Annotated in this window: 19 protein-coding genes; 11 read left to right on the top strand and 8 right to left on the bottom strand. The window is 71.6% G+C overall.

Annotated features, from left to right (window positions below; all coding sequences use genetic code 11):
• The 4 genes from BS75_RS01960 (at nucleotide 1) to BS75_RS01945 (ending at nucleotide 3,925) form a co-directional block, all read left to right on the top strand.
• Nucleotides 1–1,122: an aromatic ring-hydroxylating oxygenase subunit alpha gene (locus BS75_RS01960; RefSeq protein WP_034086936.1), complete on the top strand. Its 1,122-nt coding sequence runs from the start codon at nucleotides 1–3 to the stop codon at nucleotides 1,120–1,122.
• Between the two features lie 146 nt (nucleotides 1,123–1,268).
• Entirely contained in the window at nucleotides 1,269–2,045 is a 777-nt protein-coding gene (gene uppS, locus BS75_RS01955) for a polyprenyl diphosphate synthase (RefSeq protein WP_174515064.1), read from the top strand.
• Nucleotides 2,038–3,480, top strand: coding sequence for an oxygenase MpaB family protein (locus tag BS75_RS01950; RefSeq protein ID WP_160312276.1), 1,443 nt, complete (start codon nucleotides 2,038–2,040; stop codon nucleotides 3,478–3,480). The genes uppS and BS75_RS01950 overlap by 8 nt, the downstream gene beginning before the upstream one ends.
• A gap of 40 nt (nucleotides 3,481–3,520) precedes the next feature.
• Complete coding sequence (locus BS75_RS01945) at nucleotides 3,521–3,925, top strand: hypothetical protein (protein ID WP_152645985.1); 405 nt, start codon at nucleotides 3,521–3,523, stop codon at nucleotides 3,923–3,925.
• Nucleotides 3,926–4,109: 184 nt separating this feature from the next.
• On the opposite strand, the gene BS75_RS47670 is transcribed toward BS75_RS01945, so the two are convergent.
• Nucleotides 4,110–4,259 (bottom strand): hypothetical protein, encoded by a 150-nt coding sequence (locus BS75_RS47670; RefSeq protein ID WP_156164196.1) that lies wholly within the window; start codon nucleotides 4,257–4,259, stop codon nucleotides 4,110–4,112.
• Between the two features lie 344 nt (nucleotides 4,260–4,603).
• Here BS75_RS47670 and BS75_RS01940 point away from each other — a divergent pair, with 344 nt between their 5' ends.
• The 3 genes from BS75_RS01940 (at nucleotide 4,604) to BS75_RS01930 (ending at nucleotide 9,435) form a co-directional block, all read left to right on the top strand.
• Nucleotides 4,604–5,755 carry a tetratricopeptide repeat protein gene (locus BS75_RS01940; protein ID WP_052069109.1) on the top strand — a complete coding sequence of 384 codons (1,152 nt, stop codon included), beginning with the start codon at nucleotides 4,604–4,606 and terminating at the stop codon, nucleotides 5,753–5,755.
• 570 nt (nucleotides 5,756–6,325) lie between these two features.
• Nucleotides 6,326–8,182 carry a hypothetical protein gene (locus BS75_RS01935; protein WP_034086933.1) on the top strand — a complete coding sequence of 619 codons (1,857 nt, stop codon included), beginning with the start codon at nucleotides 6,326–6,328 and terminating at the stop codon, nucleotides 8,180–8,182.
• Between the two features lie 14 nt (nucleotides 8,183–8,196).
• Nucleotides 8,197–9,435 carry a S53 family peptidase gene (locus BS75_RS01930; protein WP_034086932.1) on the top strand — a complete coding sequence of 413 codons (1,239 nt, stop codon included), beginning with the start codon at nucleotides 8,197–8,199 and terminating at the stop codon, nucleotides 9,433–9,435.
• Between the two features lie 84 nt (nucleotides 9,436–9,519).
• On the opposite strand, the gene BS75_RS01925 is transcribed toward BS75_RS01930, so the two are convergent.
• A complete protein-coding gene (locus BS75_RS01925; RefSeq protein ID WP_034086931.1) occupies nucleotides 9,520–10,038 on the bottom strand; it encodes an RICIN domain-containing protein in 519 nt (172 codons plus the stop codon).
• A 315-nt stretch (nucleotides 10,039–10,353) separates the two neighbouring features.
• Between BS75_RS01925 and BS75_RS01920 the strand changes: the two genes are divergently transcribed.
• Nucleotides 10,354–11,343, top strand: coding sequence for an ArsR/SmtB family transcription factor (locus tag BS75_RS01920; protein ID WP_034086930.1), 990 nt, complete (start codon nucleotides 10,354–10,356; stop codon nucleotides 11,341–11,343).
• 108 nt (nucleotides 11,344–11,451) lie between these two features.
• Nucleotides 11,452–11,802 (top strand): hypothetical protein, encoded by a 351-nt coding sequence (locus tag BS75_RS01915; RefSeq protein WP_152645986.1) that lies wholly within the window; start codon nucleotides 11,452–11,454, stop codon nucleotides 11,800–11,802.
• A gap of 20 nt (nucleotides 11,803–11,822) precedes the next feature.
• Here BS75_RS01915 and BS75_RS01910 read toward each other — a convergent pair whose 3' ends face one another.
• A complete protein-coding gene (locus BS75_RS01910) occupies nucleotides 11,823–12,470 on the bottom strand; it encodes a Bax inhibitor-1/YccA family protein (RefSeq protein WP_034086928.1) in 648 nt (215 codons plus the stop codon).
• Between the two features lie 262 nt (nucleotides 12,471–12,732).
• On the opposite strand from BS75_RS01910, the gene BS75_RS01905 reads away from it, so the two are divergent.
• Together BS75_RS01905 and BS75_RS01900 are read left to right on the top strand one after the other, a co-directional pair.
• Entirely contained in the window at nucleotides 12,733–13,569 is an 837-nt protein-coding gene (locus tag BS75_RS01905) for an SDR family oxidoreductase (RefSeq protein WP_042438835.1), read from the top strand.
• 181 nt (nucleotides 13,570–13,750) lie between these two features.
• The gene (locus tag BS75_RS01900) at nucleotides 13,751–16,474 is read left to right on the top strand and encodes a tetratricopeptide repeat protein (RefSeq protein WP_052069108.1); all 2,724 of its coding nucleotides are present in this window, start codon (nucleotides 13,751–13,753) and stop codon (nucleotides 16,472–16,474) included.
• Here the strand turns inward: BS75_RS01900 and BS75_RS01895 are convergent.
• The 5 genes from BS75_RS01895 to BS75_RS01875 are packed head-to-tail and all read right to left on the bottom strand — an operon-like array spanning nucleotide 16,456 to nucleotide 20,934.
• Nucleotides 16,456–16,995, bottom strand: a complete 540-nt coding sequence (locus tag BS75_RS01895; protein WP_052069107.1) for a hypothetical protein — start codon at nucleotides 16,993–16,995, stop codon at nucleotides 16,456–16,458. The genes BS75_RS01900 and BS75_RS01895 overlap by 19 nt on opposite strands.
• A 20-nt stretch (nucleotides 16,996–17,015) precedes the next feature.
• Nucleotides 17,016–17,891 carry an SDR family oxidoreductase gene (locus BS75_RS01890; RefSeq protein ID WP_034086927.1) on the bottom strand — a complete coding sequence of 292 codons (876 nt, stop codon included), beginning with the start codon at nucleotides 17,889–17,891 and terminating at the stop codon, nucleotides 17,016–17,018.
• Nucleotides 17,888–18,766 carry an enoyl-CoA hydratase gene (locus BS75_RS01885; RefSeq protein ID WP_034086926.1) on the bottom strand — a complete coding sequence of 293 codons (879 nt, stop codon included), beginning with the start codon at nucleotides 18,764–18,766 and terminating at the stop codon, nucleotides 17,888–17,890. The genes BS75_RS01890 and BS75_RS01885 overlap by 4 nt, the downstream gene beginning before the upstream one ends.
• 6 nt (nucleotides 18,767–18,772) lie before the next feature.
• Nucleotides 18,773–19,789 carry an acyl-CoA dehydrogenase family protein gene (locus tag BS75_RS01880; protein WP_052069106.1) on the bottom strand — a complete coding sequence of 339 codons (1,017 nt, stop codon included), beginning with the start codon at nucleotides 19,787–19,789 and terminating at the stop codon, nucleotides 18,773–18,775.
• Between the two features lie 8 nt (nucleotides 19,790–19,797).
• Nucleotides 19,798–20,934, bottom strand: coding sequence for an acyl-CoA dehydrogenase family protein (locus tag BS75_RS01875; protein ID WP_034086925.1), 1,137 nt, complete (start codon nucleotides 20,932–20,934; stop codon nucleotides 19,798–19,800).

Raw genomic sequence — 20,934 nt, 5'->3', positions numbered from 1 at the left:
GTGACCGCGACCGAGCTCCCTCCGAGCCTGATCCGCACCCTTCCCGGATCCTCCTACACGGATCCGCAGATCTTCGCGCTGGAGCAGGAGCAGATCTTCGAGCGGATGTGGTTCTGCGCGGTCCGCGCGGGCGACCTCGACCGGCCGGGGAGCTTCCGGACGGTGCAGGTCGGTCGGGAGAGCGTGCTGGTGACCCGCGCCCGCGACCACGGCGTCAAGGCGTTCCTCAACATCTGCCGGCACCGGGGGGCGCGGCTGTGCACGGAGCAGAGCGGCGAGGTCAAGCGCGCCTTCCAGTGCCCGTACCACGCCTGGACCTACGGCCTGGACGGCAAGCTGGTCGCCGCGCCCAACCTGACCAGCATGCCGGACGTGGACCGGACCGCCTTCGGGCTGGTCCCGGTGCAGGTGCGCGAGTGGCTCGGCTACGTGTGGGTCTGCCTGGCCGACGAACCGCCGTCGTTCGAGGCGGACGTGATCGCCGCCGCGACGGAGCGGCTCGGCGACCCGGCCGCCATCGACCGCTACCAGATCGACGGGCTCTCGGTCGGCCGCCGGATCCGCTACGAGGTGCGCGCCAACTGGAAGCTGATCGTCGAGAACTTCATGGAGTGCTACCACTGCGCGACCATCCACCCCGAACTGACCGAGGTACTGCCCGAGTTCGCCAGCGGATACGCCGCGCAGTACTACGTGGGCCACGGCGCCGAGTTCGCCGGGGAGGTCGAGGGCTTCACGGTCGACGGCAGCGCGGGCGTGGACCGGATCCCGACCGTCTCCGACGACCAGGACCGCAGGTACTACGCGATCACCGTCAAGCCGCAGGTCTTCGTGAACCTGGTGCCCGACCACGTCATCGTGCACCGGATGTTCCCGCTCGCCGCCGACCGCACGGTGGTCGAGTGCGACTGGCTCTTCGTCAAGGACGTCGTCGACGCCGGCACCGACGTCTCCCGCTCGGTGGAGCTGTTCCACCGGGTCAATGTGCAGGACTTCGAGGCCTGCGAGCGCTGCCAGCCCGCCATGGACTCGCGCGCCTACCGGGCCGGCGGCGTCCTGGTGCCGAGCGAGCACCACATCGGGGCGTTCCACGCATGGGTCACCGACCGGCTCCGGGGCTGACCCGGGACGCGCCACCCGGTGCCACCCGGTGCCACCCGACGCGACCAACGCCTCGGCCGGACACCGGGATCCTGGCCCGGTGCCGCCAAGTCGCCGTCCTGCCAGGGCAGCTCGACGCATCGCATTGCGTACCTCGTTCGTGTCATATGGGCTTTCCCGGCCATTCGGCGGGCACACATGCTCTTGTGTCGTTTACTCCTCCCGCCCACGTGGCCTGCATCATGGATGGCAACAGGAGATGGTCCGCGAGGCAATCCCTGCCGGAGAACGCCGGTCACCGCGCCGGCCAGGACGCGGCGTTGGATGTCATCGACGCGGCGCGCAGCGTCGGTGTGCGCTGGCTCACCCTGTACGCGTTCTCCAGCGAGAACTGGCGCCGCCCGCCCGACGAGGTGGCGTTCCTGATGAAGCTGGTGCAGCGCACCATCCGCCGACACGCGCTGGGGCTGCACGCGAAAGGCATCCGCTGCCGCTTCCTGGGCGCCGCCGACCCCCGGTTCCCCGCCGCGCTGCGCCGCGACATCGCCGATCTGGAGAATCTGACGCGGGAGAACCGCGGCATGACGCTCACCGCGGCGTTCGGCCACGGCGGACGCGGCGATCTGGTCCAGGCCGCCCAGTCGCTGATCCGCAGCGGCATCCCGGCGAACGCGGTGACCGAGGAACTGCTCGCAGCGCATCTGCCGCTCCCCGACACACCGGATGTCGATCTGGTCATCCGCACCTCGGGGGAGCAGCGGATCTCGAACTTCATGCTCTGGCAGGTCGCCTACGCGGAGTGGATCTTCCCGCCGGAGCTGTGGCCCGACTTCGGCACCGAACCCTTCCTGCGGTGCCTCGACGCCTTCAGCCGCCGTCAGCGCCGATTCGGCGCCCGCCCGCAGACCACCGCGCATGTCCCCATGGGAGCGAACCTTGCCTGAATCGATGCCGGACACCACCCCGTACCCCCTGTTGCGCGAGCTGAGCGGCGAGCTCGGCTGGGGGCTCGCGATGGTCCGCGCGGTCGTCCTGCAGGCGGCCCATCCGCAGATCGCCGCCGCCCTGATGGATGACTCCACCTTCCTCACCCATCCGTGGCGGCGGCTGCACAACACCATGGTCAGCCTGCAACGCCTCTTCGACGAGCGCTCCGAGGTGCGGGAACGCGAAGTGGCCAGGCTCAACCGGATGCACGCCCGGATCACGGGCGTCGGCGCGGACGGGGCCGGGTTCACCGCCATGGACCCGGAGGCGCGCGCCTGGGTCCACGCGACCCTCTTCGAATCCACGGTGGCCATGCGCCGCAACAGCACCCGTCCCTTGGACTGGGCCGCCCAGCAACAGCTCTACGCGGAGTTCCGGTTGCTGCTGGCCGCCTTCGGCGACGACCCGGCGGCGCTGCCCGAGCAGCTCCCGCACTTCTGGCCCTACTACGAGCGGATGCTCTCCGAACGCCTCGAACACTCCGCCGCCGTCGACTCCGTCCTGCACCGCCTGCTCGACACGGTGCCCCCGCCCCCGCTGCTGCGAAGCCAGCGGAGCGCGTGGGTCGCGGTCCGCTCGATCGCCGGGCCGATAGCCGCCCACATCACCATCGCCTCGCTGCCTCCGACGTTCCGCGACCGCGTCCGGATCAACAGCACCGTCCTCTCGGACGTGCTCATGGTCGGCGCGTACCAGGGCACTGGCCTGGCAGCGCTCTGTCTGCCGAGCGTGACCAGTCCCTGGGCCCTGGCGGACCTGCTGGACGCCGAGGACGACCAGCAGCCGGTCGCCGCGGTGTTCGGGGCGCTGCTGCGCGGTGCCAGCGCCCTGACCTCGGTCGTCCGAACCGTCCGCCCGAACGCGGCCGCCACCGCCACTGCCGCCACCGCCCGGCCCGGCCGGGAGGCCGCGGCGTGGCCGGCGGAGCGCTTCTTCACCCAGGTGCTCGACCAGACCGGCGACGGCACTCTCGGCTGGCCCGACCTGGCCTCGCTCGCCCGTGAAGTCGCCTGCCGCCTGGACCTGGACGCCGAACCGGAGTCGGCCGTGTACGCCGCGTTCCACGACTGGTGGCAGGAGTTGAGCACGGCCCTGGACGCCGACGGCGACGGCGTGATCACCATGCAGCAGTACGTGGACGGCGCCTCGACCCTGCCCACGCCGGCGCTGGTCAACCTCGCCGACGTCCTGTTCGACGCCACCGACAGCGAGCACAGCGGCACGATCTCCCCCGAGGAGTACCACCGGCTGCTGCACACCGGCTTCTCGCACCAACTGGCCACCACCCCCGACGGAGACCTCACCAGAGCCGCCTTCACCACCGAGTTCCTGCACTTCATGGCCGGACACCGGCCCGACCCCGCGTGGGAGCAACTCACCGCGGACAGCTGAGCCGGGCCGGGTGGAACGGGGGCAGGAGTCGGCCTGCCAGGTGCTCACCGAGAGCTTGACCTCGCCGGTCTGCACGTCGGCGGTCTCGATGGTGGCGATCGCGATGCTGTTGGTGCCGCGGTCGCGGATGCAGAGCAGCCGGCCGCCGTTCACCTGGGCGAAGCCGACGGTGGCTTCGGGCTGGGTGTCGATCGCGGTGTTGCACTGGGCCGGGGTGGACGCCGGGTCGGTGAGCACGGCGAAGTCGGAGGGGTCGAAGCCGGCCCCGGTGAAGGAGTCGGCCGTGGCGCTACCGGTGGGGCTCGCGTGCACCAGTTCGAGCGCCCACTTCGGGGCGGTGGTGGGAGGGGCCACCTTGCCGCCGACCAGGTCGACCTGGTCGGCCTCGGTGGCGTACAGGCTCGCCGGGATGTCCAGTTCGACCTTGCTCACCAGCGGGGTGTAGCTCGCTGCGGTGGCGGACGCCGAGCCGCCGCCGACGGAGCCGGGCAGGCCGCCGGCCGACGAGGCACCGGGGTTCGCCGCGCCGGCGGTCGTGGTCGTGGTCGCGGTCGCGGTCGGGGACTTCGCGGCGGCCGGGACCCGCCCGGCGCTGCTGCTGCCGGTGGTGCTCGACTTGCCGCTCTCGGTCAGCGGCACCCGGCCAGCGAGCCGCCGAGCGCCACCAGTACGGCGACGGCCAGCAGCGTCTTCCAGGAGCTGCCCTTCGCCTCGGCCTGCGGCGCCGTGGGGTTCGGCGCGGTCCCGGGCACCGGGACGGTCTGCTCATCTGCAGGCATGGGCCGAGATTTGCCTTACTGTGTGTCAACTGTGAAACGCATGACCGATTTGCTCGAACGGCTGTGACGCCGTGCGCGTCCGGGTCGCCGTCCGCGCCAGTCGCTCCGAGCAACCGCGAGACCCGAGCCGACTCTGCCCAGCGGCGGAAGCCGAACGCATCGGTAGAACTACGCAATCCGACTGCGCAAATCAAGGCGCGGCACAGTGGTTGCCCGGGCCGAAGCCCAGCTCAGCGGGGGCCGACGGAGCCGGCGGACACCGGCCTGCCGGTGATCGGCTGTTTCTTCTCCGGGCGGGTGACGGGTACGGTCTGCTCCGACGTCGGAGATCAACTGGGGGTTCGGTGGCAGTCGGAGAGATCGCGGTCGGGTACGTGTTCGCGCGGGCGGCCCGCGGGGAGGAGCAGCGGGCGGAACCGGCGGGTGCGGAGGTCGAGTACACCCTGGAGGCCTGGACGGACCGGCTCCACGATCTGGTCAGCCGCAAGCTGGGCGATGCCCCCGCGCTCAGGAAGCTGGCCGAGGAGGCCGAGGCCGGGCAGGACGCACCGAGCGACCGCACCCGGCAGCGGGTGCGGGAGGCGCTGGACGAAGCCGCCCAGCAGGACCCGGACTTCGGCCAGGCACTGGACCACGCGGTGCGGCGGCTGGAGGCCCAGGACCACTTCGAGGCCTTCGCCACCCAGCACTACCACGCCTCCTCGCTGGCCGAGGCGGGGGATGCGGTGGGCTCCGGCGCCGCGTTCGAACAGCTGGTGACCGACATGGTCCGGGTGCTCGGCGCCGACCACCCCGACACCCTCAACACCCGGGGCGTACAAGCGCACTGGCGGGGCCAGTCGGGGGATGTTCCGGGCGCCCTCGCCGCGCTCGAACAACTGCTGTCCGACATGGTCCAGGTACTCGGTCCGGACCATCTCATCACCCTCAACCACCGCGGTCTGCTGGCGCACTGGCGGGGAGAGGCGGGGGACAGGGTCGGCGCCGTCACCGGCTTCGAACAGGTACTGCCGGGCATCGTCCGGGCGCTCGGCCCGGACGACCTGGACACCCTCCGCACCCGGAACTCGCTCGCGCGCTGTCGGGGTCTGGCAGGGGACGCGACCGGCGCCGTCGATGCCTATACCGAGTTGCTGACCGCCGTGGTGCGCGTGCTCGGCCCGGACCACCCCGAGACCTTCACCTGCCGGGAGAATGTCGCCCTCTGGCGGAGTCGGGCAGGGGACGCGGCCGGCGCCGCCACCGCTGCTGAGGAAGTGCTGGCCGACCGCCTGCGGGTACTCGGCCCGGACCACCCCGACACCCTCACCAGCCGCAACAACCTCGCCCACTTCCGCGGCCAGGCAGGCGACCCGGCCGCCGCCGTCACCGCATACGAACAACTGCTGGCCGACCGTCGGCGAGTACTCGGACCGAAGCACCCCGAGACCCTCATCACCGAGCACAACCTCGCTCACTGGCGGGCCCGGGCGAACCAGGACCGCAGCCGCTGGTGACGCCGTCGATGAGAGTTCGGAGTTCCGGCCCCGGGGGTGCGTCGGCCGGACTCGTTCCCGTGGCGATGGGTGGATGGGCTGGGGGGACCGTCCGGCCGGACGTGCAGGAAGCGTGCAGGAATTCGATTTCGACGGCGAGCGAAATCGCGTTGACGGCCGAGCGCCGCGGCGATGCTGTTCCCGGCGTCGATGTTCGCGTACAGCCATCCCTCCGTGTGCGGAGACCGGCCGAGCAGGTCGGCCCGCACCTGCGGCGGATTCGACAGTGCGGTGCTCACCCAGGGAGTTGCCATTCCTGGGAGTTTTGCCATCTCTTTACAACCTGGTCCGGTGCTGCTTCGTCTCTCCGGTCGGTTCATCGCCTCGATGCATCACAGAGACCGAACCAGGTATGGAGGAAGTGTTTTGGTAGCGATATCTCGACGCGTCGCGCTCGCCGCGACTGCGGTGCTCGCGGGCGGCATGCTCGTTGTGGTCGCCCCGACCGGAGCGTCCGCGAACGGCATTCCCGCGAACGGATCGTCAGTCGGCGGTTCCGCACGGGCGTACCCCCTGCCGAGCGGAGACCGCGTGCTGGTCCACGGATCGGGGGCGCACGCCGGGTACTCGGTGCTCGACGCGAAGGGCCGCCCGGTCCCGGCCGTGAAGTACGACGTCGGTGCCGGCCACGCCTACGTGATCCCGCTGGCGGCGCTGGCCGCGGGCCGCCCCCCGATCGACATGTCGAAGTACGACATCCCCACGCTCTCCTCGGCCGCCCCGGCTGCCGCGGCCGGGCCGAACGGTGCGGTCGCGCACTATGTGATGGGCATCCTGCAGGTCAACGCCACCGACCTCACCGGCTCGACGACCACGGCCAGCGGGTCGGTGTTCCTGGTGAACACGGACTCGGTCACCAGATGGTCCACGCCGATGGCCATCGCGAGCGGCGTCGCCCGGGTCGCGGTGCCGACCGGCCACTACGCCGCCTACACCACGTTCTACGAGACCAACCCCACGACGGGCGTCGTGACGACGTACCTGGTCGCGACCCAGGATTTCACGGTCGCCCCCTCCGTCACCACGCAGTTGAACGTCAACGAGCGGACCGCGACGGTTCCGGTCACGGTCGCCACGCCGAAGCCGGCCACCGCCGACATGGCACAGGTCAACCTGACTCGCGGTGACGCCGCCGGTCTGACGGGCAGCGTGAACCTGTTCGGTGGCGGGCCGATCTACGTGAGCCCGGCACCGGCGGCCAAGGTCGGCTCCTTCGCCGAGCAGGTCGACTGGGCCGGCGTCGGACCGGCCGGCACCTCCGACCAGTACCGCTACGACCTGATGTTCCCGTCGGCCAACCACATCGACGCGAAGCAGGTGTTCAGCGTCGCCCAGAGCCAACTGGCCACCAACCGCGACGTCTTCGACATCGACCCGGCCGTCGCGAGCGGCGACAGCGGGACCTACGAGGTCGGCCCCGTCTCCGCCGCCGCGAGCGCGATCGAGGACTCGGAGTCCGTGCCGACCCCCGGCACGCTCACCGACTACCTCAGCGCCCCGCTGCCGGGCTACAGCTGGGGTCAGGGCTATTTCTACGCCTCGCTCCCGACGAACCCCGTCTACGGGTCGGTCTCGCTGGACACCAGCAACCCCGCCACCGCCTACCCGGTGGGCAAGACCGTCACCCGCACGTGGGGCCAGGGTCCGCTGACCCCGCAGGTGGGCCAGTTCAAGGGCGCACTCCCGTGCAACGCCTGCGTGGACGGCACGACCATGGACCTCGGCCTGTCGCCGCTGGACGATACCAACCCGGACTCCTCCGGCTCGATCGGGGGCGCGGTCACCGGCAGCCTGACCGTCTACCGGGACGGCACTCAGGTGGCATCCGTCCCCAACGCCGCGAAGACCGAACTGACCGGGATCACCCAGCAGGCCGGTACCTACCGCATGGTGCTCGACCAGGACCTGAGCGCCTTCGGGTTCACGCAGTCCACCTCGACGCACACCGACCTCTCGTTCCGGTACCAGCCGACCGGCAACCCGACCCTGCCGTCCGGTGACACCTGCTCCGCACAGGGCACGAGCACCACCCGCTGCCAGATCCTGCCGCTGCTGAACCTGAGCTACGCCCTGCAGGGCACCGACGGCCTGAACACCAGCCACTCGGCGGTGCAGACCCTGGACCTGACCGTCGGGCACCAGAGCTACAACGGGACCGGTTCCACGGCAGCCATCACCGGCGCGACGGTCTCGGTGTCCTACGACGCCGGCAAGACCTGGGTCGCGGCGACGGCAGTGTCGACCGGCGGCGGCCACTACAAGGCGACCTGGCCGAACAACGCGGCCAAGGGCACCACCCCGTGGCTGAAGGTCACCGCGACCGACGCCGTCGCCGGCTCGATCAGCCAGACCGTCGCCAATGCCTACACCATCGGCTCACTGAGCTAGCGCGGGAGCAGAACATGACGACTTCGAACACCCACCGTCTCCGCGCGGGCCTCGCCGCACTGGCCGCCGCCGTGCTGACCCTGGCTCCGACCACGGCCGACGCGGCCACCAGCCACAACGCGGCCCCGCCGACGAGCAATGTCCGCGACGTGTGCGGCCCGGCCACGCCCGGCCACGCGCGCTGCTTCGCCGAGCTGCGCACCGACGTCCACGGCGGCACCGGCGTACGCGGCCTGGCCGCCAAGACCGGCGCGGCCACAGCCCTGCCGAAGGGCTTGAGCCCCGCCGACCTGCGATCGGCCTACAAGCTGCCCGCCACCGGCGGCGCCAGTCAGACGGTCGCCATCGTCGACGCCGGGGACGACGCCACCGCCGAAGCCGACCTGGCCGTCTACCGGACGACCTACGGCCTGCCGGCCTGCACCACGGCCAACGGCTGCTTCCACAAGGTCAACCAGACCGGCGCCGCCGCCCCGCTCCCCTACGACCAGAACTGGGGCGTGGAGATCGCCCTCGACCTCGACATGGTCTCGGCCGCCTGCCCGCAGTGCCACATCCTGCTGGTAGAGGCCAACTCCAGCAACGAGGCCGACACGGCCGCCTCCGTGGACGAAGCGGCCACGCTGGGCGCGACCGAGATCTCCAACAGCTACGGCTACGACGAATCCGGCGCCGCCGTGCAGTTCGCCAAGGACTACTCCCACCCCGGCGTCGCCATCCTGGCCTCCTCCGGCGACGACGGCTACGGCATCCCCGAGGCACCGGCGGCCTATCCGACCGTCATAGCCGTGGGCGCCACCACCCTGACCAAGGCCACCAACGCCCGTGGCTGGACCGAATCCGCCCTGAACCGCGGCGGCAGCGGCTGCTCGGCCTGGTTCGCCAAGCCCGCCTGGCAGACCGACCCCAACTGCCCCGGCCGCATGACCTCGGACGTCGCCGCCGACGGCGACCCGAGCACCGCCCCCGCGATCTACGCCACCAGCGACGGCTTCAACGGCTGGGGCGAGGTCGGCGGCACCAGCGTCTCCACCCCCTTCGTCGCCGGCGTCATCGCCCTGGCCGGCAACCCCGGCAAGTTCCCCAATGCCTCCGCCTTGTACGCTCCCGCCGCCAAGGCCGGCCTCAACGACATCACCACCGGTAGCAACGTCTACAAACTGAACTGCGGCGGCGACTACCAGTGCACCGCCAAGCCCGGCTACGACGGCCCCACCGGCATGGGCACCCCCAACGGCCTGAGCGCCTTCTAGCGCTCTCCCCACCCGCCGCCCGCTGCCGACAATTCCTCGGCAGCGGGCAGCGGCACCTCCGGGGGCGGTGCTGACCGCTCCGTGCTAGCTGATCGAGAACTGCTGGAAGCCGGCGTAGGGGCCGCTCTGGTCCTGGCAGACGAAGTCGCGAAGGCCGTAGTTGCTGTCGTCGATGCACTTGCCGGTGGCGGCGTTCTTGAACACGTACTTGCCGTCGGGCTGGACCGTGAGGGAGAACTGCTGGAAGCCGGCGTAGGGGCCGCTCTGGTCCTGACAGACGAAGTCCCGCAGACCGGCGTTGCTGTCGTCGATGCACTTGCCCGTGGCGGCGTTCTGCAGCACGAAGTTGCCGTCGGGCTGGACCATGAGCGAGAACTGCTGGAAGCCGGCGTAGGGACCGGTCGGGTCCTGGCAGACGAAGTCGCGCAGGCCGTAGTTGCTGTCGTCGATGCACTTGCCGGTCGCCGCGTTCTGCAGGGACGCGGTGCCGCCGTCGCCGGGCGGGACCACGGTGGCCGAGGCCGTCCCGACGCCGATGAAGCAGAGCGAGCCGACGGTGGCGGCGGCAGCGGCGAGGCGGACGGAGGTGTGCTTCCTGATCATCAGTGTCTCCTGGTGTTCGGTGGCTGATTGGCTCCGGGAGTCGAGATCGCTCCTCGGAGTCCGGGGGCGTCGTGAGGGAACCCCCGGAGGCGTCCGGCGTTGGCGCCGGACACCGCAGTACGCGTGAGCTAGGTCATGGCTCTTCCCCTCTGACGACCGGTGGGAGCGACGACGGCAGAGGTGATCGGCGTCCTGCCGTTCGTTCCCGATTGAAGGAAACCGGAGGACGGGCCTGCCTCTCGAGTGATTCGATCAGGTTCGAATACTCATGACGCCGGACGCTCGGGCGGCCGGCAGCTCACCTCGGGAGGTCCCGTGCTCCACCTCGACATGGACCGCGCCGTCGTCGCGAATACCCGGTTCGCGATCTCGCCGCTCAGCACCGCGATCGGCGCGCTCGGCCTCCTGCGTGACAACACGTCGCCGGGCGGCGGTGGTTGGCGGGGCAGGATCCAGGAGACGGTCCGCGACCGGAGGCTCGTGCTGCTGGGCTCGCTGTTCAGCGGTTCGTGGGACTACGTGCCGGACTTCCTGACCCCGCAGCCCCGGACCCCGGCGGCCGAGCTGCAGGAGGAACTGCACGCGGTCGCGACCGTCGATGCCGCCCGTCTGCGCTGGGAGCTGCAGGCCATGGCCCGGGGCGTCAGCGAGGAGCGCCTGGCGGGCCGGACGGTTCCCGTGGCCGTGCGCGACGCCCTGGAGCAGGGGGAGCATGACTTCGCCGAGCGGGCGGCGGCGGAGCTGCACCAGTTGTGGGAGGGGGCCGTCGCCCCGCAGTGGATGGCTCTGCGCACCCTCATGGAGGAGGACATCGGCCGGCGGGCGCGGACGACCGCCCGCCACGGACTGTCCGGCATGCTGGCCACCCTGCATCCCGGACTGCTCTGGAGCGACGATCAACTGAGTCTGGTCAGCCGCTTCCGAGGCCGGATCTCCGGCAGCACCGGGCTGGTGCTGACTCCCTCGGTGTTCACCACGGACCTACGGGTGGTCATCGACTCGATACCGGGACCCGCCACACGGCAGCCCATGTTCGCCTACCCCTGCCGGCGCGGGCCGGAGACCCGCACCAGGCCAACGGTCCACGACCTGCTCGGGGTGACCCGGGCACGCCTGCTGTCCGACCTGCACACCGGCCGCACCACCACGGAGCTGAGCGAGCGCCACTTCCTCACCACCAGCACGGTCTCCTACCACCTCGGCATCCTGCACCGCACCGGACTGGTCACCCGCACCCGCACCGGACAGCAGGTCCTGTACCAGCGGACCCACCGCGGCACCGACCTACTGGCGGTCCCCCTGTAGGGGGCCGGCAGCGGACAGGTTCGGCCGGATGCGGACCATCCGCGGCGGCTACCTCCTGGCCGCGCTGGCGACCGTCGTGATCGTCCTGCCCGGGACACCATCACCGTGGTGGCCGCCTCCGGGATCCTCGGATGCGGGCTGTTCCTGCCCTTCGCCCCGCAGATCACGCTCTCGCACGCCTACCTGCCCCGGCATGTCGGCACCGCGAGCGGGGCCACCCTCGGGCTGTCACTGTCACTGTCACTGTCGCTCGCACTGTCACTGTCACTGTCGCTGGGCGGCTTCCTCACCCCGGCGCTCGGCGGCCCCGCCGACAGCAGCAGCGTCCGCGCCGTCTTCGTGCTGATCGCCGCCCTCGGCCTGGGCGGGTTCCTCTGCTCGCTGTTCCTGACGGAGCGACAGCAGCACGCCGCCCCCGCGGGTGCCGTCGCCGAGGACGCGCTGACCCAGCGCGTGTGAACGGACCCGGGCGGCTCGCCTCAGTCGCGCCGACCGAAGATGTTCAGGAAGAAGAGGAAGACGTTGAGGATGTCGAGGAAGATCGACGCCGCGAGGAAGGGGGCCGATTCGATGTTCTGCGAGCGCCGCAGCCGCTGGAAGTCGATCAGCGTGAATCCGGCGAAGATCACGAGTCCGGCGATCGAGTAGATCAGGGAGCTGTGGGGGATCCGGACGAAGATCGTGACGATCCCGAACAGGATCAGCACCAGCAGCGCCCAGAAGCAGGCCCGGGAGAGCCCGGACAGGTCGCGTCGGGTGGCGTAGCCGGCCGAGCCGAGCGCGCCGATGAACAGGGCGGTCGCGCCACCGGCCTGCCACAGCGCCTGCGGGTTCGCGGCGGCGTAGTACGCGATGGTCGGGGCGACGGACACGCCCATGAACAGGCCGAACGCGCCCAGCAGGGCCAGCGTCCCGGCACGGGACCGGCCGGTCGTGGCCCGCATGGCCAGCAGGCAGACGAAGGCGGCGACGAAGCCGATCAGGCTCGCGAACCCGGTCAGGTTCCGGCCGAGGTAGGAGCCGAGCGCGAAGAGGCCCGCGGTGCCCGCCACATAGGTCATGGTCTGGGCGAACAGGGTGTTCGCCGGGACCCGGTAGCCGGGACGGCTCAGGGTTGCGTCATACATGCGGGTGTCCTACCCACTTCCTGCGTCGGGGCCAACGGGCCGGTGGCACCAGGGCTGAGGCTGCGGCTGTCCGGCACTCGGTCCCATAGTGCCCGGTTGTCCGGGGCCGGGTCGACCCGACTCTCGCGGAGCCCACGATTTGTGGGGCCGCGGGAGTCGGCGGCCGGCCGGGGCGGCCGAAGCCTGGTCCGATGAACAAACGCTTGTTAGGGTGATCGTCGGTCGGCCAGGAACTGACACTGCGACAGAGAAGGCAGGCAGCATGACCGAGAGCACCGGCAACCCGCTGGACTTCACCGGCCGGGCGGTACTGGTCACCGGTGGCACCAAGGGCATCGGCCGCGCCATCGCCGAGGCCTTCCTCGCCGCCGGGGCGGAGGTGCTGGTCTGCGGGCGCGGCGAACCGGCGGCGCTGCCCTCGGCGGGCGGACGGACGGCGGCGTTCCACACCTGCGACGTCCGCGACCCCGCGCAGGCGGCACCGCTGGTCGACGCCGCCGCCACCCGGTTCGGGCGGCTGGACGTCCTGGTGAACAATGCCGGGGGCTCCCCGGACGCGGACGCGGCCACCGTCTCGCCCCGGTTCGTGGAGAAGATCGTCGCGCTGAACCTGCTGGCCCCCTTCTACGTCGCGCAGGCCGCGAACCTGGTGATGCGTCAACAGCCGGACGGCGGCGCCATCGTCAATATCGGCAGCGTCTCCGCGCACGACCCGCAGCCCGGCACCGCCGCCTACACCGCGGCCAAGGCCGGGCTGCTGGCGCTGACCCGGGCGCTGGCGCTGGAGTGGGCGCCGCGGGTGCGGGTCAACCACATCACCGCCGGGCTGATCCGCACCGAGAGCGCGGCGGCCGGCTACGGCGAGGACGGCGGCGCGGCGCTGGCGGGGATCATCCCGATGGGCCGGATGGCCGTCCCGGCCGACGTCGCCGGCGCCTGCCTCTTCCTGGCCGGCCCGCTGGCCGGCTACGTCAACGGCGCGGACCTCGCCGTCCACGGCGGCGGCGAGCTCCCGGCCCGGTACCTGACGGTCCATCCGGACCGGAAGCGCGGAGACGCATATGGCCGCAGCGTGTGCGACGGCCGGATGCTTCTCTGAGCCGCCACCCGTGCAGGCGCGGCAGCCTCCCCGTTTTGCGCCGCTTGGACCGGTCTAGCGCGAAGCAGCACGACCACAGTGCCCGGGGCACCCGTCTTGAGTCCCGCTTCCCGCACGAATCCACACATCTGACTCGTAGACTTCGCCTGTCAGGAACACAGCTGGATGACGCGGGGGCGTTGTGGTCGAGCAGCGGGGCAGGGTGCCGGATCCGAGCGGTGCGGTCGATCTGGCCGAGTTCATCGGCCTGCTGGGCGAGCTACGGGAACGGGCGGGGATGCCCTCGTACCGGTTGCTGGCCAAGCGGGTCGGAGCAGTGGTGCGGCCGGCGCGTGTCGTGTCGCCATCCACGGTCGTGGACACCTTCAAAGTCGGGCGCCGCCGTCTCGATGTGGACCTGGTGACGGCGATCGTGCGGGCCCTGGGGGTGGACGAGGAGGGCGTGGGTTGTTGGCGAGAGGCCTGTCTTCGGGTTCACCGCGAGGCGAAGACGGAAGGGGAGGCTGGTGTGCTCCGGCAGATGCCGGCGGACCTGGCCACGTTCACGGGACGGCACAGGGAGATCGCCCGGCTGCTGGAGACTGCCACGGGGCCGTCTGCCGGGGAGCCGACGGTGCGGATATCGGTGATCGAGGGCATGGCCGGAGTCGGCAAGACCCAGTTGGCGCTGCATGCCGCGCACAGGCTGGTCCGGGCCGGCGACTACAGCGACCTCCAGCTGTACGCGAATCTGCGCGGGTACGACCCTGACCGGCCGCCCGCCGACCCGGCGGCCGTGCTGGATTCCTTTCTGCGGCAGTTGGGAGTCGCGGCCCAGCACGTCCCGCAGGCGTTGGAGGAACGGGCGGCTATGTTCCGCGACCGCATGCACGGTCGCGCCGCCCTGGTGGTTCTGGACAACGCGGCAGATGTCGGCCAGGTACGGGAGCTGATCCCGAGCAGCCCCACCTGCCTGGTGATGATCACGAGTCGGCGCAGCCTGACCGAGCTACCCGAGGCGACAGTGGTGCGGCTCGAGGTGTTCAGGGAGGATGAATCCCTGCAGTTGCTCGCCCGGATCGCCGGCGCAGACCGGGTCGACGCCGAGCCGCAGAGCGCGCGGCGGCTCGTCGAACTGAGCGGTGGCCTTCCGCTGGCCGTGGCGTTGGCCGCTGCCAGGCTCCGCTCCCGTCCGGCCTGGAGCCTGCAAAAGCTCGCTGACCGACTGGCCAAAGGAGCAGGCCCGGAACCGGGCGTGACAGCGGTACTCGACCTGTCCTACCAGGGGCTGCCGAAGACCGCCCAGCGCGTCTTGCGCCTGCTGGGCACCGACCCCGGATTGGACGCCACCGTCGACTCTGTCGCAGCGATGGCCGGCATCGACCTGGACGAGGCCGACCGGCTGCTGGAGATGCTGCAGGACGAGCACCTGGTGCAACAGCAGGTACTCGGCCGATACGAGCTGCACGACCTGGTGCGGGCCTTCGCCGGCGAGACCAGTCGGGCCGTCGATTCGCTCGCGGAACGGAATGCCGCAGTGACCCGGTGGCTGGACTGGTACCTGCACTCCGTCTACGCGGTCACGGACCTGGTCAACCGGAACCGGTACCGCAACGGCGACCTGCCGCGCCCGCCGGCACTCCCGGTGGCTGAGCCGACCGATGACGAGGAAGCCCGCGCCTGGCTGTCGGCCGAGCGTGCGAACCTGCTGGCGGCCACCCGGCACGCCGCCACCGAGGGTTGGACGGGACACGCCTGGCGGTTCACCCAGGCACTGTGGGCCTACTACTACGCATCGGGCCTCAATTCCGACTGGGCCCAGAGCCTTCACTACGGCCTGGCCGCAGCCGAGGCGGACGGCAACGCCGCCGCGCAGGCCGAGCTCTGGCACGCCCGCGGAAACTTCGAAGTCGTGGCGGGCCGCTTGGACCGGGCACTGCCGTACACCCGTGAGGCTCTACGGCTGCGCAAGATCGCAGGCGACCGTGCGAAGACCGCAGCCACCCTCGGCAATCTGGGCTGCGTCCTGTCCGACATGAGTCAGTACGGGCAGGGCATGGAGATCTTCCATGAGGCCCTCGCCCTCATGCGGGAGACCGGCAACCGCCACGGCGAAGCAAGCTGCCTGCACAACATGGGCATCGGCGCCTGCGCAATGGGCCGTCACCGTCAAGCCCTGGACTGGTTGACCCAGGCCCTGGTGCTGTATCAGGAGACCGGGAACAAGGACCACCAGACGTTCGTCCTGATCCCCATCGGCTTGACCAGGAGCTTGCTCGGCGAGCACGACCAGGCCGCCGCCGTCCTGGCCGAGGCCACGGCCCTCGCCGAGCAGACCGGCGCCCACCGACGCCTGGCCGGTGCGATCAACGTCCTCGGCATGCTTGCCACCGAGCGCGGCGACTACCAGGAAGCCGCCCGCGAGTATCGGCGCGCGCAGGAACTCGCCCGAGAGATCGGCGACTGGGGCGAGGAAACCGAAGCTCTGTTCGAGCTCGGGGTCAACGCCCTGCGAGCCGACGATCCAGCCGCGGCCCTGGAGTTTCTCGACCAAGCCGCTGCTCGTCAGCAAGACCGTCCCTATCACCGGTGGGTCCTGCCCCTGCCGCAACACCGCGGCGACGCGCTGCTCGCCCTTGGTGACCTCGCCGGTGCCGCAGAGCTCTACCAAGGAGTGCTTGCCTCGGAGGAGGAATCGGAAGCGGTCGTCAGGGCCCGCGCGGCCTACGGCCTGGCCCGCATCGCCATGACCCAGGACGAGGCAGACCGCGACACCGCTCGCACACGGCTGCACCAGGCACTGCGGATTCTGGATGGGGCTGAGTTCCCCTCACTTGAACAGACCATCACCGCCGCGCTCATCGAGGCCGGCCTCGAAGACGGAGCACGATCCGGCATCGATCCGGCTCAGGCCCCGCCCGAATAGGCAGCAAGTCCTTCCGGTACGAAGCGGCAGGAACAGGCCGCCCGGGACGACCAGGTGACGTCCCGTTTGCGGCGGCGGCCGGAACGGCGTTGACGTTCTCGTCCGAGGGTGCGCGCAGCTCGGCCCGTACGGTGCTCCTGACGGTTGGGTACGGGCGAGTTGGCCTGTGCCGGCCACCGCGGCCCGGTTTGCGGGTCGATCGCCCACGCGTGCTGCTCGCTTGCAGTGACGGTCAGCCCGTAGTCGTACAGTTCCGGCGAGCCGAGGCCGAGCCACTGGTCCCAGGCGGCGTCCAACTCGTCGGCGAGGCGCCGTGGACCGCCCTGCCGGATCGTGGCTGCGGTCAGCCGCGCCCAGGATGCGGTGCTGTCGTGGACCCACGCCGTGAGCCCGTCGCCGTTGGCGCGGGTGACGATCCGGGCGTCCGGTACAGCAACGCGGAGTGCCAGCAGCAGGTGCGCGTTGTCGAGCAGTGGCCGCAGGTCCCGCCAGTTCGGCCGCTCGTCGACGTCCGGGTTCATCGAACTTCAGGCGCCGGACGCTACGCCCCGTAGACCGGGGCCGGGGCGGGGGCGCGGCGCAGGAGTTCGCGGACGGCGGGGCCGACCTCGGACGGCTCCCAGCGGCGGTCGCGCGACAGCTGCGGGCCGTGCTGCCAGCCGTCGGCGACGCTGATGCTGCCGCCCTCGACCTCGAAGACCCGCCCGGTCACGTCGCCCGACTCCGCCCCCGCCAGCCACACCACCAGCGGGGAGACATTGCCGGGGTGCATGGCGTCGAAGCCGGACTCCGGCGCGCGCATCCGCTCGGCGAAGACCGCCTCCGTCATCGGCGTGCGCGCGGACGGCGCGATCGCGTTGACGGTGACGCCGTAGCGGGCCAGCTCCACCGCCGCGATCTGCGTCAGCGCCGCGATCCCGGCCTTGGCCGCCCCGTAGTTGCCCTGGCCCACGCTGCCCATCAGGCCCGCGCCGGAACTGGTGTTGACGATCCGCGCGGCCACCTCGCGCCCCTGCTTCCGCTGCTCCCGCCAGTAGCCGGCGGCGTGCCGCAGCGGCGCGAAGTGCCCCTTGAGGTCGACCCGGAGGACCAGGTCCCACTCCTCCTCCGTCATCGACACCAGCATCCGGTCCCGGTTCACGCCCGCGTTGTTGACCAGCGCGTCCAGCGTGCCGAACTCCGCCACCGCCCGGTCGACCAGCGCGGCGGCGTAGGCCCAGTCGCTGACGTCGCCCGCGTCGGCGACGGCGGCGCCGCCCGCCGCCGTGATCTCCTCGGCCACGGCCTCCGCCGCCGCGCCGATGTCGTTGACCACGACCCGGGCCCCGGCGGCGGCCAGCGCCAGCGCGTGCTCGCGCCCCAGGCCCTGGCCCGCGCCGGTCACCACCACCACCCGGCCCTCGCAGCTCCCCGTCACTCCCCGCTCCCCTTCGTCCGCTGCGCGTCCCGCATGCTGCGGGCGTCGTGGCCGGCCAGCGAGTCCCGGCCGACCTCGGCGTTGTGCGCGTGGGCGAAGTGGTGCAGGCCGAACGCCGAGTCCATGCCGGTCTGCAGGCCCATCTGGTCCTCGGCCTGGTTGACCGCCTTCTTGGTGAGCGCAAGACCGAGCGCGGGCATCTCGGCGATCCGCCCGGCGATGGAGAGCACCTCCTGCTCCAACTGCCCGCGCGGCACCACCCGGTTGACCATGCCGAGGCTCAGCGCCCGTTCCGCGGGCACCCGTTCGCCCAGGTAGAGGAACTCCTTGGCGAAGCGGGGCCCCATCACCCACGGGTGCGCGAAGTACTCCACGCCGGGGATGCCCATCCGCACCACCGGATCGGCGAAGAAGGCGTCGTCGGCGGCGACGATCAGGTCGCAGATCCAGGCCAGCATCAGCCCGCCGGCCACGCACGCGCCCTGCACCTGGGCGATCACCGGCTTCGGCAGCTCCCGCCAGCGCCGGCACATGCCCAGGTAGACCTCCTGCTCCCGGGCGAACCGGCTCTCGCCGCCGGACCGGCCGACATGGTCCCACCACAGCCCGGCCCGGCGGTCGAAGGAGGTGTCGACGTCCCGTTCCGGGGTGCCGATGTCGTGCCCGGCCGAGAAGTGCTCGCCGGCCCCGGCCAGCACCACCACCTTGACCTCCGGATCGGCGGCGGCCCGGTAGAAGGCGTCGTCCAGGGCGTAGGTCATGGCGGAGTTCTGCGCGTTGCGGTACTCGGGGCGGTTCATGGTCACCACCGCGACCGGACCGCGCCGTTGGTACCGGACCACCCCGTCGTCGGTCCCCTGCTGCTCTGCGGTCATCCGGGTTCAACCCACTCTCGTCAACTGGAGTTCACGGGCGATCAGTTCGCGGTGGTCGGCGGGGCCGCCCCAGGCGGCGGCGAGCGCCCAGGCCCGCTTGGCGTACAGGTGCAGGTCGTACTCGGTGGTGTAGCCGATCGCGCCGTGGCACTGGATCGCGGTCCGGGCCACCAGCCGTCCGGCGTCCGAGGCCAGCACCTTCGCCAGCGAGGTCGCCACCGCCGCAGCAGGCTCCCCGGACGCCTGCGACCAGGCCGCCGCCAGCACCGCCGGACGGGCGAAGCGCACCGCCCCGGCCGCGCCCGCCAGCGCGTGCTGGACCGCCTGGAAGGAGCCGATCGGCGCGCCGTACTGGCGCCGCTGCCGGACGTAGTCGACGGTCAGGTCGAGCATCCGCTCGCAGAGCCCGACCAGCAGCGCGGCCGTGCCCAGCACCCCGCGCTGCCGGGCCCGGTCCACGGCTATCGGGCCCTCGGCGAGCAGTACCCCGCCGCCGTCCGGCGGGCGCCGGAGCCGGGCCAGCGCCCGCGAGCCGTCCACCGCCGCCACCGGCTCCAGTTCCAGCTCGTCGCGCCGGTACAGCCGCAGCTGCGCACCCGCCTCCAGCACCAGCAGGTCGGCGCGCTGCCCGAACGGAACCGGACCGGAGCCGTCCAGCGCGGCGGTCAGCAGCAGCCGGGCCGACAGCACCTCGGCCAGCAGCGGCGATCCGGCGGCCGCCAGCAGCGGAGCGCCGACCGCGATGCTCTCCGCCGCCGGCACCGGCAGGCCCGACCGCCCCAGCTCGAACAGCAGCGGCGCGAGCGCGTTCTCGTCCAGGCCGAGGCCGAGGCCGTCTGCCGCCTCCGGTACCAGCGTGCCGAGCGCGCCCAGCTCGGCCAGTCTGCGCCAGGCGGCGTCGACCCGCCCGGCGGAGCCCCCCGGCCAGCCCGCCCGGATCTCCTGCGGGGTGACCTCCTTGGCCAGCAGCCCGGCGGCGGCCGCCGCCAGCGCCGCGTCGTCCTCGGCGATCCGGAATCGCATCGCCCACCTCACTTCCTCGGCAGGCCGAGCAGCCGCTCGGCGACGATGGTGCGCTGGATCTCGTTGGTGCCCGCGTAGATCGTCCCGGCCAGCGAGAACAGGAAGCCCCGGCTCCACGGGCCGTCCAACTCGGCCTCGGGGCCGAGCAGTTCCAGGGCGGTCTGGTGCAGCCGGATGTCCAGCTCGGACCAGAACAGCTTGTTGAGACTGGACTCGGCGCCGATCCGACGCCCCTCGCTGATGGCGGTGACCTGCTCCAGGGTGAACAGCTGGTAGGCCTGCGCGTCGATCCACGCCTGCACCACCTGGTCCCGCTGCGCGGCGGCCCGCTCCGGGTGCGCCCTGGCCGCCTCCACCAGCCGGTCGGCGGCGCTGAGGAAGCGGCCCGGTGAACGCAGGGTCAGGCCGCGCTCGGAGCCGGTCGTGGCCATCGCCACCGACCAGCCCTGGTCCACGCCGCCGAGGACGTCCTGGTCCGGCACGAAGACGTCGTCGAGGAAGACCTCGGCGAAGCCCTCGTCGCCGTCCAGCCGCTCGAAGCCGCGCACGGTCACGCCCGGTGCGTCCAGCTTGACCAGGAAGTAGGTGAGGCCATGGTGCCGCTGCGCCTCGGGGTCGGTGCGGAACAGGCCGAAGAGGTGGGTGCAGAAGGCGCCGCGGGTGGTCCAGGTCTTCTGCCCGCTCAGCCGCCAGCCGCCGGCCGCCCGGTCGCGCACCGCGCGGCTGCTGATCGCCGCCAGGTCGCTGCCCGCGCCCGGTTCGGACCAGCCCTGGGCCCACAGGTCCTGGGCGGCGGCCATTCGGGGCAGCAGCCGCTGCTGCTGCTCGGGGGTGCCGAACTCGAACAGGGACGGCCCGAGCAGGAAGATGCCGTTCTGGGTGACCCGCTGCGGAGCCCCGGCCCGGTAGTACTCCTCCTCGAAGATCAGCCACTCCCACAGCGTGGCGTCCCGGCCGCCGAACGCCTCCGGCCAGGACACCACCGACCAGCGCGCCTCGAACAGCCGCCGCTCCCACTCCAGATGGGCGGCGAAGCCGGCGCGGGTGTCGCCGGAGGGCAGCGGGCTGCCCGGGACGTTGGCGGACAGCCAGACCCTGGCCTGCTGCCGGAAGTCCTGCTCCGCCGCGCTCCAGGTCAGGTCCAT

This window comes from Streptacidiphilus albus JL83 (genome assembly GCF_000744705.1).
GTDB lineage: Bacteria > Actinomycetota > Actinomycetes > Streptomycetales > Streptomycetaceae > Streptacidiphilus > Streptacidiphilus albus.
The sequence above is the reverse complement of the archived record's forward strand: the minus strand, read 5'-3'. Positions and strand labels throughout refer to the sequence as shown.

Excerpts from the sequence above, each read along its gene's own strand:
- uppS (WP_174515064.1), top strand. The coding sequence starts at position 1,269 with ATGGGCTTTCCCGGCCATTCGGCGGGCACACATGCTCTTGTGTCGTTT.
- BS75_RS47670 (WP_156164196.1), bottom strand. The coding sequence starts at position 4,259 with ATGCCTGCAGATGAGCAGACCGTCCCGGTGCCCGGGACCGCGCCGAAC.
- BS75_RS01930 (WP_034086932.1), top strand. The coding sequence starts at position 8,197 with ATGACGACTTCGAACACCCACCGTCTCCGCGCGGGCCTCGCCGCACTG.
- BS75_RS01925 (WP_034086931.1), bottom strand. The coding sequence starts at position 10,038 with ATGATCAGGAAGCACACCTCCGTCCGCCTCGCCGCTGCCGCCGCCACC.
- BS75_RS01910 (WP_034086928.1), bottom strand. The coding sequence starts at position 12,470 with ATGTATGACGCAACCCTGAGCCGTCCCGGCTACCGGGTCCCGGCGAAC.
- BS75_RS01905 (WP_042438835.1), top strand. The coding sequence starts at position 12,733 with ATGACCGAGAGCACCGGCAACCCGCTGGACTTCACCGGCCGGGCGGTA.
- BS75_RS01895 (WP_052069107.1), bottom strand. The coding sequence starts at position 16,995 with ATGAACCCGGACGTCGACGAGCGGCCGAACTGGCGGGACCTGCGGCCA.
- BS75_RS01885 (WP_034086926.1), bottom strand. The coding sequence starts at position 18,766 with ATGACCGCAGAGCAGCAGGGGACCGACGACGGGGTGGTCCGGTACCAA.
- BS75_RS01880 (WP_052069106.1), bottom strand. The coding sequence starts at position 19,789 with ATGCGATTCCGGATCGCCGAGGACGACGCGGCGCTGGCGGCGGCCGCC.
- BS75_RS01875 (WP_034086925.1), bottom strand. The coding sequence starts at position 20,934 with ATGGACCTGACCTGGAGCGCGGCGGAGCAGGACTTCCGGCAGCAGGCC.